Genomic DNA, 16,009 nt, shown 5'->3' with positions numbered 1-16,009 from the left:
CGAAACAACTATGGAAAGAAAAAGACGGCTTTGCCGTCTTTTTCTTTTTATCACATACATAACTACTCTATAATAGAACGATTTCCAAAATGCCTTCCCTTTCTTGCCGATGACTTTTTCCATCTCCTTTGGTAGACTAAAGAGGAAAGGAGAGATTACATATGCTTACAATGAAAGATGTTATTCGCGAAGGAGATCCTATTTTGCGCAACGTTGCAGAAGAGGTGTCCTTACCGGCAAGCGAAGAAGATACAACTACCTTAAAAGAAATGATTGAATTCGTAATAAATAGCCAAGATCCTGAAATGGCTGAAAAATATAGTTTACGCCCTGGAATCGGATTAGCGGCTCCGCAAATCGGTGTTTCAAAAAAAATGATTGCAGTTCATGTAACCGATGCGGATGGTACATTATATAGCCATGCATTATTCAATCCAAAAATCATTAGCCATTCTGTTGAACGTACATATTTACAGGGTGGTGAAGGCTGTCTATCTGTAGACCGCGAAGTACCTGGTTATGTTCCTCGTTATACAAGAATTACAGTAAAAGCAACTTCTATTAACGGAGAAGAAGTAAAATTACGTTTAAAAGGTTTACCAGCAATCGTATTTCAGCACGAGATTGACCATTTAAATGGCGTTATGTTCTATGACCATATCAATAAAGAAAATCCTTTTGCCGCTCCTGATGATTCCAAACCTCTAGAGCGATAATAATAAAAAGGCGGAAGTTAATCTTCCGCCTTTTTATTATTAAATGGGTTCCATATTCACTTATAGCAATCCAGCCCACTTTAGTCCATGATATATACCGTCTTCATTAACATCCTTTGTCACATGATTTGCAAGTTTTTTCAAGTCTTCATGGCCATTTCCCATCACAATACCTGTGCCAACGGCTTCGATCATTTCTAAATCATTTAAGCCATCTCCAAATGCATACACTTGATCACGATTAAAACCTAACTTTTCAATGTATTTCTCAATTCCTTTTGCCTTAGAACCACCATTCGGAATGATATCCATTGAATATGCATGCCAACGAATAAAATGAAAATCTGGATAATGATTAATAAACTTTTCCTCTTCATTTACTTCACAAAAAAGTAGTGTTTGATAAATATTACGTTCCTCATAAAAATTAGGCTCATATGCTGGATGCTCAAAGTTTAAGCTTCCAAAGCCTTCTTTCACATAATCATGATATTCCACTGATGCTCTCATATCTTGATGGTCAAGATATACAAGTGGATATCCTTCTTGTTTTGCAAACTGAGTAAACTTATGTAAAGCATCTGGATGTAACGGATTATTAAATATTACCTCATCTTCAAAGACAACATATTGTCCATTAAAACTAACATAATTATGTATATCAAGTTCCTTACGAATATCTTCGAACATAAATGGCGCGCGCCCTGTCGCAATTGCTACATGTACACCTTTTTCTTGTAACTGTTTTACTGCATCTCGTGTAGATTGCGGAATTTTTTTATCATGATCTAATAATGTTCCATCAATATCAAAAAAGACAATTTTATCATTCATTTGTCAAAATCCTTTCTGGCACTCTATATTCCTATTTTGAATATCACTTTTCAAATTCTAAAAAAAAGTATAACATATTAAACATCTGTGAAGAAAGCGTTCCCTTTCTGACCTTATTTGTAAACTTTGCATATATATATTAGTAAAACATGTGGATACTTGTTCGTATGAATTTTCTTTTCCATTCTTCCTCATACTATACCTATAACTAACGGCTACTAATCGTTACTATAGAATAACTTTCACTGTATGGGAAAGGACAAGATTCACCATTCACTTTTGTCCTATCTCTTATATCAGAGATAGAGTTTTCACTAGTAATAGGCATGTTTAAAATAAGGAAAGGAAGGAGTAATCATGCTGAAGAAGCTGAAGAAAAAGCTCAAGCGTTATTTAAATGGTCTAGTCCGTAAAAAGACAGTCGCTTAAATTGTGCCCATTTCGGGCTTTTTCTTCATTCTCATTCGAAAAAACATGAAAATCGTGACTGTTTGCTTTATAATAAGTAACAGATAATGCAAAACATAGACAAGGAGAGGTTTTCCAAATGATTTTTAAAGTATTTTATCAAGAAAAATTAACTGAGGTTCCAGTACGTGAAAATACAAAAGTTTTATATTTAGAGGCTACGTCTGAAAAGGATGTTCGTACAAAATTAAATAAGTTCGCATATAATATCGAGTTTGTTCAGTCTGTTACTGGCGCTCATCTTGAATATGAAAAAGAAAACGCTGATTTAACATTAGCGGAAATCGTATAGCGATATGAAATTTCTAAAAAACGACCAAGTTGCTGTATTTGCTCTCGGTGGGCTTGGTGAAATCGGTAAAAATACATACGCTGTTCAATTTCAAGATGAAATTATTATAATTGATGCTGGAATTAAATTTCCAGAGGACGAACTTCTCGGAATCGATTATGTAATACCAGACTACACTTATTTTGTGCGAAACGAAGATAAAATTAAAGGGTTATTCATTACACATGGTCACGAAGATCATATCGGCGGAATCCCTTACCTATTACGTCAAGTGAACATTCCAATTTACGGCGGAAAATTAGCAATTGCACTCATCAAAAACAAACTAGAAGAACACGGCTTACTTCGTAAAGCAAAACTTTACGAGATTCAAGAAGATGACGTTATTAAATTCAAAAAAACATCTGTATCCTTCTTCCGTACAACTCACAGTATTCCAGATTCGTACGGCGTTGTTGTGAAAACACCTCAAGGTCAAGTCGTTCATACAGGTGACTTCAAATTTGACTTCACACCAGTTGGTGAACCAGCTGATTTAACAAAAATGGCTGAAATCGGTAAAGATGGCGTACTATGTCTATTATCTGATAGTACGAACAGTGAAGTTCCAAACTTTACTATGTCTGAGCGTCGCGTTGGTGATAGCATTCAAGACATTTTCCGTAAAGTAGAAGGACGGATTATATTCGCAACCTTTGCATCAAATATTCACCGCTTACAACAAGTTGTTGAAGCTGCTGTTGAAAACAACCGTAAAGTAGCTGTGTTTGGCCGAAGTATGGAAGCAGCGATTGAAATTGGACAAAACCTTGGTTATATTCGTTGCCCGAAAGATACATTCATAGATGCATCTCAACTAAACCGCTTACCAGCTAATAAAGTTGTTATTTTATGTACAGGTAGTCAAGGTGAACCGATGGCAGCACTTTCACGTATTGCAAACGGTACACACCGCCAAATTCAAATTATTCCTGGAGATACAGTTGTTTTCTCTTCTTCACCAATTCCAGGAAATACAATTAGCGTAAGTCGTACAATTAACATGTTGTACCGCGCTGGCGCTGATGTAATTCATGGGAAACTTTCAAATATCCATACAAGTGGACACGGTGGACAAGAAGAACAAAAGTTAATGTTACGTCTAATTAAACCGAAGTACTTCATGCCAATTCATGGTGAATATCGTATGCAGCGTATGCACATGAACATAGCAAATGATTGTGGCATCCCTGAAGAAAATTGCTTCATTATGGATAATGGCGATGTTCTTGCTTTACGTTCGGATGAAGCTAGCGTAGCTGGAAAAATCCCATCTGGTTCGGTCTACATTGATGGAAACGGTATTGGAGATATTGGCAATATCGTATTACGCGATCGTCGTATCCTTTCTGAAGAAGGACTTGTAATTGTAGTTGTAAGCATTGATATGAAAGAATTTAAAGTTGCAGCAGGACCTGATATCATCTCACGCGGTTTCGTTTACATGCGTGAAAGTAGCGATTTAATCAATGATGCACAAACATTAATTACAACTCATTTAGAAAAAGTAATGGAGCGTAAAACAACACAATGGTCTGAAATTAAAAATGAAATTACAGACACATTAGCTCCATTCCTATATGAGAAAACGAAACGCCGTCCAATGATTTTACCAATCATTATGGAAATATAAGAAAAAGGACAATGCCATGAAGGCATTGTCCTTTTCTTTTCTCTTATCTTAAAAAGTGTTTAAATCGATCCACTTCATCGTCATGACCAATGACAATTAATATATCTCCTGCTTGAATATTCTCCGTAGCTCGAGGGGATACGATAACTTCTTTGCCTCGTTTAATTGCTACAATATTCAATCCAAACTTCGCACGAATATCTAATTCAATTAAAGAGTGCCCATCAATTTTTTTATTCGCAATAATCTCTACAATACTATGCTCATCTGAAAGCTCAAGGTAGTCTAGCACATTGCTTGATGCAATATTATTAGCAATCCTTTTTCCCATATCACGTTCTGGATGCACAATATGATCTGCACCTATTTTACTTAACACTTTTTCATGATAATCATTTTGAGCTTTTACAGTAATATTTTTCACACCCAACTCTTTCAAAATCAAAGTCGTTAAAATACTTGAATTTAAATTATCTCCAATAGCAACGACTACGTGATCAAAATTTCGAATACCAAGGCTTTTTAATACCATCTCATCTGTTGAATCTGCAATTACAGCATGCGAAGCTATATTTGCAAATTCATTAATTTTATCCTCATCTGAATCGATTGCCATTACTTCCATTCCTAATTGAGCTAGTTCTCGGCAAATACTTCCACCAAAGCGACCAAGTCCAATGACAGCAAATTCTTTTTCTTTCTCACCCACGGGAATTCCTCCAATAACTTCAAGTACTATTTATTTTCAGTGTAACACACTTTATATGCGTCACAAAAACTGTAATTAGCTCTTATTTTTGTTTTTGTATATAAAAATATTGTTGCAAGTAAAAAGCGATACCAACAAGTAGCATAGCAAATACAAATATATTTCCAAAAGAACTAAATGTTTCAAAAACGAATAATAATGTTTCTTGACCAAAAAAGGCAAATAGAAGCTGTGTGAATGCAAATAACAACGCCCATATGTAATGATGTTGATGGAATAAATAATGCGTTGCACCTAAAAAAGCAATAAACGAAAAGATAAAGATCCACCAATTTTCTAAAAATAGTTGCCAATTAGAAAATTGATATCCATTTACTAATATCGCAATAAGCGCGATAACTACCATCGTCGGCACACTCCAAAATAATGCCCGTCCTCTAAAGAAACGAGTGCCTTTAACATCTCCTTTTTCATGTGCAATATATGTTAGTACTACTGTGCTTATATACAAAACAGAAAGAATTGTTAAAACGATAATAAGCCAAAAATGTAATTGATAATATTCATGCTCTATATTTGTCACGATTGCAGCTAACATGCACGGAATTAACATTCCCGTCCAACCATCTACTTTTCTTTCATTCCAAAAGACCGTATTACCAATCCTTATTCCTAACAACATAAAAATAATGATACCCAATACAAATAACGTAGTTTTATTCCCTACTAAACTCGTTGAAAAAGCAATTAATCCAATAAATAAAAAGAGCACAAACCCATTCATAATTTCTAGTACAGGTGATAAATATCTCTTCACCCATTTGTATGTTTCGTCATATTCATTATTATCTACTAGACGATAGGCATAAAAACTTATCCCAAAATAAACCGCCGCAATAATAACATACGCATATAAGACGAAACATAAAATCGCACTGCTAATTTGCACGTAATTCCCCACCCTTTTTTCTATGTTTCACATTGATTTTACACACTTTTCATACTAAAAGTAAACATATATAAGTTAGTCAAATAATTAATAATGAGCAGTGGCTAAACCCCCTGCTCATTATTAAAACAGTACAATTAACTTTAATTCTTCCATTTGTATGTAAATGTCTAAAATCAATCTATACGAGCGTTACTTACACCTCAGAACAAAAAGTTTTTTGGAACCTTCAAGAAAGTGGAAGTTTCATTTTCTATTCCCTTTCCACTTTACATATTGGCTTAAAAATGTAATTGCCTTTTCAATCACTTCTTCGTCTGGTTTTAATTTTGCATGATGTAAACCATATTCTGAATTTACTCCAAGCCAAAACATAAATCCAGGGATTTCTCGAAGCATATAACCAAAATCTTCACCCGTCATTGCCTCAGTACATGTAATAACATTCATATCAGTTTGTTTATGTACAAATTCCATAAACTCTCTCGTTAACTCTTCATGGTTATATACTTGATGATACATTGCTCCGTAATCTATAATCGCCTCACACTGGAAAGAAGCTTCGATACCTGCAACAATTGACTCAATTCTGCTTTTCACACGCTTCATTGATTCCACTGATAATGTTCGAATCGTTCCTTCTAAACGAGATTTTTCTGCAATAATATTTTGAACCGTACCACCAGTAATTTTCCCGATTGTAATTACTGCACTATCAAGAGGATTTACATTGCGACTAATAACGGATTGTAGCTGTGTAACAAGATGACTCGCTGCAACAATCATGTCATTTGCAGTATGCGGATAGGCAGCATGGCCACCTTTCCCTTTTAAATCAATATATAATTCTGAAGTATTGGCAAATAACAGTCCTTCTTTCGTTGCAATTGTCCCCACAGCGTATTCTGGTGCAATATGAAGACCAAGAATTATATTCGGTTTCCATTCTTTTAACTCTTCACTTTCTAACATAGGAAGAGCACCGCCTGGTCCTTCTTCTGCTGGCTGGAATAGAAATACAAGGTCATCATCTATTCTTTCGCTCACAGCTTTCGTTAGAAGGCCTAAACCGATTGTTGTATGTACATCATGGCCACATGCATGCATCATTCCTTCGTGAATAGAAGCAAACTCGTATCCAGTTTCCTCTGTAATTGGTAAACCGTCTATATCTGCACGATAACCTATTATTTTTTCGGGATTTTTTCCATTTACTTTAACGATTACACCCGTTTTCCATGTCTTCACTTCCACAAATTCATGAGAAAGTGTTCCTATATAATCTAAAATATACTTTTGTGTTTTCCATTCCTTAAATCCGATTTCTGGAATTCTATGTAGATCTCTACGAATTTGGACAAATTTGCTTACTGTCATTTTTGCACCTCTATCTATAAAAAGCGTAAGAGCCCATTTACGCTCTTACGCTTTTTTTACTTTTTATTTCTCTGGGTTTAATTGACGAAGCTCTTGTTTAATTTCTGTTTTTGCTTTTGTCTTCTCATCAATTTCTTTAATTACACGTGCTGGAGTACCTGCAACAACTGTGTATGGAGGCACATCTTCTGTTACAACAGCTCCCGCTGCTACAACTGCACCTTTACCTACTGTAACACCCTCTAAAACAACTACATTTGCACCGATTACTACATCATCTTCAACGATAACTGGTTTTGCAGAAGGTGGCTCAATAACACCTGCAAGTACAGCACCTGCACCTACGTGACAGTTTTTACCGACTGTTGCACGTCCACCAAGTACTGCGTTCATGTCGATCATAGAACCTTCACCAATTACAGCACCAATGTTAATTGTTGCATTCATCATAATTACAGCGTTGTCACCAATTTCAACATGGTCACGAATAATAGCACCTGGCTCGATGCGAGCTTTAATACCTTTTAAATCAAGCATTGGGATTGCAGAATTACGACGATCGTTTTCTACAACGTAGTCAACGATGTGCTTATTATTCTCATCAAGAATTGTCTTAATTTCAGACCATTCTCCGAATAATACACCTGATTTTTTATTCACAAATGCTTGTACTGTTTCAGGGAATGTTACTTCTTTTAAATCCCCTTTTATGTATACCTTTACAGGAGTTTTCTTTTCACTTTTTTGAATAAACGAAATAATTTCGTTAGCGTCCATCATTTTCATTCTTGTTGCCTCCTAAATCCATTTATAATGTTACTCTACCAAACGAAAGAGCGAGTAGCAAGATAATAATCTTATTTTCCCCTTTGAATTTCTTCTATAATTTCTAAAAATGCTTGTACTTGCTTCAACTGCCTTGCCGAGTCACTTGTTAACAACCATGTTTCTCTCGTCAGTTGAACAGGTGTTTTATACATATTTTCCTGTACTTCCTTTAAAACAGTAGAAGGTAAAAGGGCATAACCTATACCATTTAAAACAAGTTGTTTACATGTTTCAATTTGGTCAACTACAATCGTTCGCTTAGGCGGATTAGAAAATAAACCATACCACCAATTTTGTATTTGTCCATAATAAGTCGAGTCACTTTTAAATTGAATGAACGGCCTATTTGTTTCTTTTAACATCGAAATATCTTTTATTTCTTTATCAACTAAATACAGTTCATCTTCAAATAATTGTTGCTTCTGACCTTTATATTCTTGTGTTCCCCTCAGTATAGCAACATGCACGTCTCCTTCATAAAACTGCTTTTGCACTTCACTACTCCATCCAGTAAACAGCGATATCTTTACAGAAGGATATTTATGCACAAACTTTTTCAAAACAGGAGGGAGCCAATATTGACCAATAACTGATGCAACAGCTATTTTTAACGTTCCATGAGTTTCCGTTCTGAAAACAGCCAGCTCACTTTTTATATCTTCTTCCCTTTGCAACATTTCTTTGGCATAATTTGCAACTTTTTCCCCTTCAGGTGTAATTGTCAATCCTTTTTGTGAGCGAATAAAAAACTTCATTCCCCATTGTTTCTCCATAGATTGTAATCGTTGACTCAGCGCAGGTTGGGAAACAAATAAACGTTCCGCCGCTTTTCTCATATTTGATTCCTGAGCTAACACAACCATCATTTGAAAATCATCAATTTGCAACTTTCTCCCTCTTTCCTTAGCTTCCATACACCTTATTTCAATAAGCTTTTCATCCTTAATTTACCCGAATGCTTTCATTCAGAAAATACAATTGTCCAGCGCAAACTTTCCTTATGTTTTATGTCTTTTTAAATATAATACATACACAAGTGATATGCACGAAAAAAAAGTGACTTCTTCGTTTCTATGAAGTCACTTTTTTCACTTTATCGATTATGTTGCCTTACTTTCTTATTCAACAATTTTAAAATAGCCCGACGTGTTAAAATCCCCTCAAAATAGCCTTCTTCATTAACAGCGCAAATAAAAGGATGATCAATTGTCATTTCTAAAGCTTTTGCAAATGAATCGTCTAATTTAAGAACAGGTATATCTTCTTTCATCACCTGCTCTACTTTCATATCATCGAGCCTTTCAAACTCAATACGTTCTAATCCTAACATACCATCTAATATCATGGCAGTACTAATCAAACCATGTAGTTTATACATTGGATCTAAGACAGGTATCGCTGAATATCCAGATTTTACAAGAACGAGTAAAGCATGTTCTAAACTATTTCCAATTTGGACATGAGCTACTTTTTCCGATGAAATCATTAAATCCTTCACAAGAATTTGTTGAAATTCGTCTTTCGGAATACTAATCATATTACATCCCCCATTTTCCCTTTTTCCTGCTTATGTTCACAACTCTATTCACATTTTATGACAGCGTTTTCATATTATTATTTTGTCCTAAATTTATTTCAATAAAAATACAATCACACAGCTATTTTAGCATACCGCACAAAAAAAAGACTACCATTCCGGTAGCGCTTAATACCCTTTATTTTTTAATCTGTAAAATAACCTTGTGATTTTTTTATATTGCATCACATCTGTCTGTTTCAAACCATTCTCAATATCTGTAAGTTCCACAGCTAAAATTTCACTTGCGTAATTTTGCTGAAATAAAATATCTAGTAGTAAACTTTCTTCTTCCTTCGTTAAAACAACTTCCCTTTGCATATACCCCTCTCCTTACACTCGCATCGTTACTCTTATTATATAAAAAATTCAACCTATTTAATAGATGTAATATTCAGTTTTTATTAAAAGATATGTAACAATCGTACACATACAAAAAAATCATTTCGTATATCGATTTGCATAGCTAAACGCCGCATAAGCATCCGGCTTAATTTTTGCAGTTAATCCCATCGCTCGAATTTTTTCTGTCATATCTAAAATAAATTCTTTTGTTAAGCCATCATTCCCAATGTCTAAATGAATTTCCATTATGAATCCAGCCCCATCTTGAGCATAAGGATGCAATAACTCCCATATTGTTTGTATATGAGTAGGCGTAAATAGACATGCGATTTCTTGACTAAACTGCGTTTCTAAATATATTTTCTCACGTAAGGTCGCTGGCTTATCTTTTACTGATCTATGGTGTAAACAACCCCAGGCACCTTTTCCAACACGATGAATATGGATTGCTGTAATAAACCTCGTATCCTTTTGATGCGCTTGCGAGTCTGTCCCAATGGATAATCGATACAAATTTCGCGGATCCTTTTCAATGAAACTACAAATACGGTTAAAGACCATATCAAAATTTAAATGTCTCTCTGAAACATTGTAAAATTTATGTGCACCGTCCACAGAGTCACGTCCTTTCAATTAGACAGACTTTTCGTATTCTCATTGTATGGGACAAAAACTAAAATTATAACTTCCTATCCTTTATTCGTTTCAATATTTCGAATTACAAAGTGACAAACTTGGCACGTATAAATTACATTTTGATTAGATTGAGCCGTTAATACATGAATAATCTCAGCAGAACTTTGACAATTAGGACAAATCACAACTGGTAAACGTTCCATACGATAACCTCCTAGTTATATTTCTCCCGCTATTTGCAAAACCCAGCGATAGTGAGAAGTTTAGCTTCACATATTCACCCGGTTGACGGGACTAATTATCCACATGGATAAGCAAACTTGCACGGATTAAATTTTCATTTTAATACCATTGTAGGAAAAATAAAAAACTTCTATACATTATGCTAGAAAGTAATAGAACTAAAAAAGGTACTGCCATGTGGCAGTACCTTTTTTATATGTATCAAGAAATGATATCGTAAATCTCAATTGCAACCATGTCGATATTATCGAATTGATATACTTGAGGTTTTTCACCTTGTTGATACACTTCTAACTCATACATTTCACTTTTATCGAAAAATTTCACGCTACATTTGCGCTCACCGTTCACTTCAAAATAGCGTTGTGCTACTTCACCGCTTTCAGCTTGTTCTTGTAGACTAACAAGTCGAGTTAAAATTCCTTGGAGTAGAGACATGAAATCTCTCCTTTCTCTGATCTTCCTACCAATAGGTTTTACAGCTATACTCATTCTATCCGTCATAACAGAAAAAATGTTCCACACTCTAGGATAAAGGTTATTGGCCAGAAACTCAACTAAAAATTTGTCGAAATGCGAAGGAAAAAACAGAAAGAACATATTTCTCCTTCATTATTGCGGTTTTTATACTGGAAGAATATAATAAAAAACAGAAAAAAGGAGGAATTACAATGAAAAAAATTGAGGTTTATACACAACCCGATTGTCCGCCATGTGTTATTGTAAAAGAATTTTTGAAGCATAATAACGTTGCATATGAAGAATTTGACGTAAAAAAAGACGCTGCTGCTCGCAATCGTCTTTTAAACGACTATGATTCCTATTCAACTCCAACAGTCGTAATTGATGGCGAAGTAGTTGCAGGTTTTCAAATTGAAAAGTTACAACAACTACTCAATATAGAATAGGAATAGGTAAATACCTATTCCTATTCTTATCCCGCTGTTTGTAGGTAGTAAAACTCCCACTAATTAAAAGTTTCACTTTATAATTGTTGCAACCTTTTTATTTCAGTTAAAAGTTCCTGACTTTCATGATATCCTGCTAACTTCCATTTATCTTGATCCCTTTTCAATGTTACAATTTGATATTGTCCACTTTTTGTCCGCTCATATACATATAAATTTTTATGTTCTTCATCATACGACATTTTCGTTTCTGAATTAAAAGAAAACGGTGCTTCTTTTGCCGGAAGTAAATATTCACCACTTTGTTTATCACTTCTGCTATTTTCATCTGTAAATACTTGAAGGAAATTATCTGTAAAATACGGTGATAACGTCTCTATCATCTTATTCATCGGCAAATGCTTCCCACGAATTGAAAACTGGGTTTCATAGCCTTTTTGTATCGTTGTAAATACTTCTTTCCGATCGACTTCCACTTCCTCTTTTCCTAAAACAGTCGTAACACTATAACCAACTAGAAAGGCAACACATACAAATAGAACAAGCCATATTCCATATTTCCTCATTTTTTCACCTTCCTTTTAAAAGAACTTGTCTTTGTAGTATTCATTGTAACAATGATTATGCAAAGAAAGGACAGATTTCGTTCGTAAAATCTTTACAACGATAGACAGCATTTTCATCACCATTTTCACTATTACCAATTTATGATAAAAACAAACAAAAAATGCACGAATCTCTTCGTGCATTAAAATAAAACATCTTCTTCATATAAATATTCATAAGATAAATCTATAAATAAAAAGTTGTCATCATCAATCGGGAAAGAAAATGTTCGTACCATTTCTCCCGTTTCAATATCTGCATATAAATCTGAAAGCCTCGCCTTATTCTCAAAACGCATTTTCATTATATTCTCGAGAAAATACGGGCGCCAGCTCCAGTTCTTCATATAATAATCCGGCATCACAATCCATTCTCCATCTTTTTTCATAACATTTCCTGATTGTTGGAAACCATCTTCATTACAAATAAATATACGAAAACTACACTGTGATACACTTTGACTAAATTGTAATAACCAATCATTTATATCTTCATTCTTTTTTTGTTTTGATAAAACATCGCCAATGCGATCGCGTAACATCTCTGTTAAATTATAAATTTTTTGTAACTTCTTCTTTTCATGCTGAATAAACTGATGACATTCATTACCTAGTCGCTCTTTCAAAACATTCGTTTCAATAAAATCAGGTAAACATTCTTTTAAATAATTACCTTGATAATATCTTCCGCCGTTCTTCCAAGCATATTGCAGTTGATAAAAAGCATCTATTTCTTCATATAATAAAGTTGCACCAATTCTTCTAGCAAGTAATGATAAAGAATATAAAATATCTTGATAAGATTGTAAAAGTGCTGTTTGCCTTAAGTTCGTTAAATCTACTTTTAAAATATCAGGTGCTAACACGCTAATACGCTCTAAATTACTTGTACCCGTTCCGACTTTATTAATCGAAATTTGAATACCATATGTACGATAATACATAAGCAAATGATTAAATTGCTCTATATCTTCTTTACATTCATGCTCTGTAATCTCTAAAACAATTTGTTTTAAATTTAAACCTTGTTCTTCATACCTCAATAAAAGTTGAAGCAAGCTTTCATCATCATCATTCATTAATACATTAGCATTCCGATGTATAAATAATAATAATTTTTGATCGCTTTCTAAATAACGATTTAAAGCTTTTTCTACTATAATATTATCCGCTTCCAGTTGAAATTCACTTGGAATCGAATCATCGTGAAAGAAAGAAGCTAAACTTTGTATGCCCTCTTCTGTTTGAATACGTCCTACTACTTCATATCCAATTACAGTATGCTCATCAGCACTAAAAATAGCTTGATAATAAGGAAGGACTTTATCCAAGTTACTCATTACATCTAATGCATCTATCAACGTGCTTCCCTCCCTTTACTTTTCAAAAATTATAACATGATATTTACGGAAAAATAATAAAAAATCCCTTCAGTTTTCCTGAAGGGATTAGAGGGGTAAAATGCTAAGGGGAATTAGCAATTCTACTATGAAGAAAAAAGAGGTCTTAAATATAACGTATATATGACCTCTTGTAAACACTTTTCTTTCATATGTCACAATTCCGTCACATTTAACCGTAAAAAAATGAATCAAACATTCATTTTTTTATCCCTTTTAAAATGGATATTGATGTAAATGTTGTCCTCCATCCATTGTCATGCAAGTTCCATTTATGTACGCAGCTTCATCTGAGCATAAATAATAAGCTAGACCAGCGATTTCTTCTGGCGTACCCAGCCTTCCAAGCGGAACACTTTGTATCGTACGCTTAGCCATTTCTTCTGAAATCCATAATTTATCAGCACCGCCCGTACGTTCAATTGGTCCTGGAGCGATAGCGTTAACTCGTATTCCATATTTACGTCCCCACTCAACAGCGAGCGTCTTCGTCATCGCTAATACTCCTGCCTTCGCTGCAGCCGAATGAATAACTCCTGGACCTGCATCCCATGCATATGTTGCTACCATGTTAATGATATTCCCTTTTATACCTTTTTCAATCCAATATTTTCCGACAGCATGGCTACAGTAAAATGTACCGTTTAATACAATATTAATGACCGAATTCCAGCCATTCACGGATAAATCTTCTGCTGGACAAATAAAGTTTCCAGCTGCATTATTTATTAAAACATCAATTCGACCAAACTTCTCATCAATCTGTTCAATCATTTTCTGAATGTCATCCGTATTTCTTACATCCATTTGTACAGGTAATACTTGCCCTGGAAATTGTTCAATTTCCAACTTTGTTTCCTCTAGTTTTTCTTTTGTACGTCCTGTAATAACAACTCGTGCCCCTTCTTTTGCAAAGCGAGTCGCCATTCCTTTTCCCATTCCACTCGATCCACCTGTTATAATAACTACCTTTTCTTTCACATACATCCCCTCCAAAAAATGAATACACATTCATTTTATCACTTTATTTAATAGAAATCTTTATATTTTTAAACTTTTCTGATATTTTAATGTAAAGAACTTTCTTTTTATTCATTTTTTTCGTAATCTATACTAATTTTTTATTATGTAAAGTATATTTTTAAATAAACTGAAAGGAGATTTGAGTAGCCTGTAAATGGAATAAAAACATTGAGGTATACTCATATTTTTATGACGCACATTACAAGAAGAAATTTTTTGAAAATTGGTATGCGTACTTGTCTCTATTCATTTATAACCAGTGGCATCGGATACTACTATGCTAAATATATAGAACCCCATTTCATTTCTTTTACACAGCACACATTAAAATCACAACTCATCCCAAAAAGTTTTCATGGTATGAAAATTCTTCAATTCAGCGATTTACATCTCGGATACTATTTCTCGCTTCAACATTTATCTCAAGTTGTTTCTAAAATTAATGCTGTAAATCCAGATATTGTCCTTTTTACCGGAGATCTCATTGATAATTATCAAACGTATACTGACACTCCTTTCGTCGCATCCATTTTTAAAAATATACAAGCCCCCTTCGGTAAATTCGCTATTTATGGTAACCATGATCACGGTGGATATGGAACTGAATACTATGAGCACATCATGCGTGAATCAGGATTTGAACTATTGCTAAATAGTGAAAAAAGAATTCGTCTAATGGATAATAGTGAAATTTCTATTTTCGGTCTCGATGATATACTACTAGGCAAACCAAAAATAGAGAAAACATTACAACATGCACGGCAAAATACTTATAACATCGTTCTTGTTCACGAGCCAGATATCGCGCCGCAAATTTCCAAATATCCAATCAACTTGCAACTTTCTGGTCATAGCCATGGCGGACAAGTACAAATTCCTTTTTTAGGAGCTATTATTACACCATCACTCGCCAAAGACTATATTGAAGGCTTCTATACGATGCAGGATTTAACTCTCTATGTCAATCGAGGCCTCGGAAGAACACGTGTCCCATTTCGTTTCATGTCAAAACCTGAAATCACAATTCTCACACTCCAACATTCGTAATAATTCGCCTATTTTCTTACATATCCTTTCTTGTACGCGCTCATCCATGTTTCGTTTACCATATGATAAAAGTGAGTCCAATAAAGGAGGTATGTTCATGTATCCATATTATCAACCAATTCCAGTCCGTTCAGCACCTATTGGTCCAGTAGGCGACTCACGCTTCTTCCCGTTTTTTGGCGTTCCCTTTCTAGCTGGAATTGCTGGTGGATTGCTCGGCGGAGCATTAGCTTTCGGCCCTCGACCATTTTATCCACCTTATCCACCACCTTTCCCGCCGCCAGCACCTTATCCTTGTTACGGTGGACCATGTCAGCAACCATACTATTACTAGGTTAAAGTAACGATTCTTTCAAATATTATTCTCTCAACGAGCCATCT

Annotated in this window: 20 protein-coding genes; 6 read left to right on the top strand and 14 right to left on the bottom strand. The window is 34.6% G+C overall.

The annotated features are described in order from the left end of the window. Positions 1-161 precede the first annotated feature (161 nt). A complete protein-coding gene (def, locus tag MKY38_RS02130; protein ID WP_000957048.1) occupies positions 162-716 on the top strand; it encodes a peptide deformylase in 555 nt (184 codons plus the stop codon). A 60-nt stretch (positions 717-776) separates the two neighbouring features. Here the strand turns inward: def and MKY38_RS02125 are convergent, their stop codons facing one another. Continuing rightward, positions 777-1,550: a Cof-type HAD-IIB family hydrolase gene (locus tag MKY38_RS02125; RefSeq protein ID WP_000998268.1), complete on the bottom strand. Its 774-nt coding sequence runs from the start codon at positions 1,548-1,550 to the stop codon at positions 777-779. Between the two features lie 547 nt (positions 1,551-2,097). Here MKY38_RS02125 and MKY38_RS02120 point away from each other — a divergent pair. Next, positions 2,098-2,310 carry a DNA-dependent RNA polymerase subunit epsilon gene (locus MKY38_RS02120; protein ID WP_000576435.1) on the top strand — a complete coding sequence of 71 codons (213 nt, stop codon included), beginning with the start codon at positions 2,098-2,100 and terminating at the stop codon, positions 2,308-2,310. Between the two features lie 4 nt (positions 2,311-2,314). After that, positions 2,315-3,982, top strand: coding sequence for a ribonuclease J1 (rnjA, locus tag MKY38_RS02115; protein ID WP_000670377.1), 1,668 nt, complete (start codon positions 2,315-2,317; stop codon positions 3,980-3,982). Positions 3,983-4,025: 43 nt separating this feature from the next. Here rnjA and MKY38_RS02110 read toward each other — a convergent pair whose 3' ends face one another. The 10 genes from MKY38_RS02110 to MKY38_RS02065 all read right to left on the bottom strand — a co-directional run bounded on the left by MKY38_RS02110 (position 4,026) and on the right by MKY38_RS02065 (position 11,083). Next, the gene (locus MKY38_RS02110) at positions 4,026-4,691 is read right to left on the bottom strand and encodes a potassium channel family protein (RefSeq protein ID WP_000504032.1); all 666 of its coding nucleotides are present in this window, start codon (positions 4,689-4,691) and stop codon (positions 4,026-4,028) included. Positions 4,692-4,773: 82 nt separating this feature from the next. After that, on the bottom strand, positions 4,774-5,640 hold the full coding sequence (locus tag MKY38_RS02105; protein ID WP_001167324.1) for a cytochrome c oxidase assembly protein: 867 nt from the start codon (positions 5,638-5,640) through the stop codon (positions 4,774-4,776). 246 nt (positions 5,641-5,886) lie between these two features. Then, positions 5,887-7,017, bottom strand: a complete 1,131-nt coding sequence (locus MKY38_RS02100; RefSeq protein WP_065222943.1) for an N-acetyldiaminopimelate deacetylase — start codon at positions 7,015-7,017, stop codon at positions 5,887-5,889. A gap of 63 nt (positions 7,018-7,080) precedes the next feature. Beyond that, positions 7,081-7,803 (bottom strand): 2,3,4,5-tetrahydropyridine-2,6-dicarboxylate N-acetyltransferase, encoded by a 723-nt coding sequence (dapD, locus tag MKY38_RS02095; RefSeq protein WP_000783241.1) that lies wholly within the window; start codon positions 7,801-7,803, stop codon positions 7,081-7,083. 71 nt (positions 7,804-7,874) lie between these two features. After that, positions 7,875-8,759, bottom strand: coding sequence for a LysR family transcriptional regulator (locus tag MKY38_RS02090; protein WP_002026259.1), 885 nt, complete (start codon positions 8,757-8,759; stop codon positions 7,875-7,877). Positions 8,760-8,938: 179 nt separating this feature from the next. Further along, on the bottom strand, positions 8,939-9,382 hold the full coding sequence (gene cbpB / locus MKY38_RS02085) for a cyclic-di-AMP-binding protein CbpB (RefSeq protein ID WP_000623579.1): 444 nt from the start codon (positions 9,380-9,382) through the stop codon (positions 8,939-8,941). A gap of 168 nt (positions 9,383-9,550) precedes the next feature. Then, on the bottom strand, positions 9,551-9,742 hold the full coding sequence (gene abbA / locus MKY38_RS02080) for an antirepressor AbbA (RefSeq protein ID WP_001188692.1): 192 nt from the start codon (positions 9,740-9,742) through the stop codon (positions 9,551-9,553). Positions 9,743-9,862: 120 nt separating this feature from the next. After that, positions 9,863-10,381: a ribonuclease H-like YkuK family protein gene (locus tag MKY38_RS02075; protein ID WP_000348489.1), complete on the bottom strand. Its 519-nt coding sequence runs from the start codon at positions 10,379-10,381 to the stop codon at positions 9,863-9,865. A gap of 74 nt (positions 10,382-10,455) precedes the next feature. Continuing rightward, positions 10,456-10,605 carry a hypothetical protein gene (locus MKY38_RS02070; RefSeq protein ID WP_000440540.1) on the bottom strand — a complete coding sequence of 50 codons (150 nt, stop codon included), beginning with the start codon at positions 10,603-10,605 and terminating at the stop codon, positions 10,456-10,458. Positions 10,606-10,846: 241 nt separating this feature from the next. Continuing rightward, positions 10,847-11,083: a YkuJ family protein gene (locus tag MKY38_RS02065; RefSeq protein WP_000055151.1), complete on the bottom strand. Its 237-nt coding sequence runs from the start codon at positions 11,081-11,083 to the stop codon at positions 10,847-10,849. A 233-nt stretch (positions 11,084-11,316) separates the two neighbouring features. Here MKY38_RS02065 and MKY38_RS02060 point away from each other — a divergent pair, with 233 nt between their 5' ends. Beyond that, positions 11,317-11,553 (top strand): glutaredoxin family protein, encoded by a 237-nt coding sequence (locus tag MKY38_RS02060; RefSeq protein WP_000717873.1) that lies wholly within the window; start codon positions 11,317-11,319, stop codon positions 11,551-11,553. 77 nt (positions 11,554-11,630) lie between these two features. Here the strand turns inward: MKY38_RS02060 and MKY38_RS02055 are convergent, their stop codons facing one another. The 3 genes from MKY38_RS02055 to fadH all read right to left on the bottom strand — a co-directional run bounded on the left by MKY38_RS02055 (position 11,631) and on the right by fadH (position 14,539). Beyond that, positions 11,631-12,119 (bottom strand): DUF3993 domain-containing protein, encoded by a 489-nt coding sequence (locus tag MKY38_RS02055; RefSeq protein WP_001233804.1) that lies wholly within the window; start codon positions 12,117-12,119, stop codon positions 11,631-11,633. 182 nt (positions 12,120-12,301) lie between these two features. Further along, positions 12,302-13,519, bottom strand: coding sequence for an EAL domain-containing protein (locus MKY38_RS02050; protein WP_000564306.1), 1,218 nt, complete (start codon positions 13,517-13,519; stop codon positions 12,302-12,304). Positions 13,520-13,774: 255 nt separating this feature from the next. Further along, the gene (fadH, locus tag MKY38_RS02045) at positions 13,775-14,539 is read right to left on the bottom strand and encodes a 2,4-dienoyl-CoA reductase (protein WP_000660913.1); all 765 of its coding nucleotides are present in this window, start codon (positions 14,537-14,539) and stop codon (positions 13,775-13,777) included. Between the two features lie 231 nt (positions 14,540-14,770). Here fadH and MKY38_RS02040 point away from each other — a divergent pair, with 231 nt between their 5' ends. Next, positions 14,771-15,628 carry a metallophosphoesterase gene (locus MKY38_RS02040; protein ID WP_341047945.1) on the top strand — a complete coding sequence of 286 codons (858 nt, stop codon included), beginning with the start codon at positions 14,771-14,773 and terminating at the stop codon, positions 15,626-15,628. Between the two features lie 97 nt (positions 15,629-15,725). After that, positions 15,726-15,962, top strand: a complete 237-nt coding sequence (locus MKY38_RS02035; protein ID WP_000283738.1) for a hypothetical protein — start codon at positions 15,726-15,728, stop codon at positions 15,960-15,962. Positions 15,963-16,009 lie beyond the last annotated feature (47 nt).

It is taken from the genome of Bacillus sp. FSL R5-0585 (assembly GCF_038004545.1).
GTDB classification, from domain to species: Bacteria; Bacillota; Bacilli; order Bacillales; family Bacillaceae_G; genus Bacillus_A; species Bacillus_A cereus.
The sequence above is the reverse complement of the archived record's forward strand: the minus strand, read 5'-3'. Positions and strand labels throughout refer to the sequence as shown.

What these genes read in the sequence shown, in the direction of transcription:
- MKY38_RS02035 (WP_000283738.1), top strand. Translation starts at nt 15,726, where the DNA reads ATGTATCCATATTATCAACCAATTCCAGTCCGTTCAGCACCTATTGGT.
- dapD (WP_000783241.1), bottom strand. Translation starts at nt 7,803, where the DNA reads ATGAAAATGATGGACGCTAACGAAATTATTTCGTTTATTCAAAAAAGT.
- MKY38_RS02070 (WP_000440540.1), bottom strand. Translation starts at nt 10,605, where the DNA reads ATGGAACGTTTACCAGTTGTGATTTGTCCTAATTGTCAAAGTTCTGCT.
- def (WP_000957048.1), top strand. Translation starts at nt 162, where the DNA reads ATGCTTACAATGAAAGATGTTATTCGCGAAGGAGATCCTATTTTGCGC.
- rnjA (WP_000670377.1), top strand. Translation starts at nt 2,315, where the DNA reads ATGAAATTTCTAAAAAACGACCAAGTTGCTGTATTTGCTCTCGGTGGG.
- cbpB (WP_000623579.1), bottom strand. Translation starts at nt 9,382, where the DNA reads ATGATTAGTATTCCGAAAGACGAATTTCAACAAATTCTTGTGAAGGAT.
- MKY38_RS02055 (WP_001233804.1), bottom strand. Translation starts at nt 12,119, where the DNA reads ATGAGGAAATATGGAATATGGCTTGTTCTATTTGTATGTGTTGCCTTT.
- MKY38_RS02090 (WP_002026259.1), bottom strand. Translation starts at nt 8,759, where the DNA reads ATGGAAGCTAAGGAAAGAGGGAGAAAGTTGCAAATTGATGATTTTCAA.
- MKY38_RS02120 (WP_000576435.1), top strand. Translation starts at nt 2,098, where the DNA reads ATGATTTTTAAAGTATTTTATCAAGAAAAATTAACTGAGGTTCCAGTA.
- abbA (WP_001188692.1), bottom strand. Translation starts at nt 9,742, where the DNA reads ATGCAAAGGGAAGTTGTTTTAACGAAGGAAGAAGAAAGTTTACTACTA.
- MKY38_RS02125 (WP_000998268.1), bottom strand. Translation starts at nt 1,550, where the DNA reads ATGAATGATAAAATTGTCTTTTTTGATATTGATGGAACATTATTAGAT.
- MKY38_RS02040 (WP_341047945.1), top strand. Translation starts at nt 14,771, where the DNA reads ATGACGCACATTACAAGAAGAAATTTTTTGAAAATTGGTATGCGTACT.
- MKY38_RS02100 (WP_065222943.1), bottom strand. Translation starts at nt 7,017, where the DNA reads ATGACAGTAAGCAAATTTGTCCAAATTCGTAGAGATCTACATAGAATT.
- MKY38_RS02065 (WP_000055151.1), bottom strand. Translation starts at nt 11,083, where the DNA reads ATGTCTCTACTCCAAGGAATTTTAACTCGACTTGTTAGTCTACAAGAA.
- MKY38_RS02060 (WP_000717873.1), top strand. Translation starts at nt 11,317, where the DNA reads ATGAAAAAAATTGAGGTTTATACACAACCCGATTGTCCGCCATGTGTT.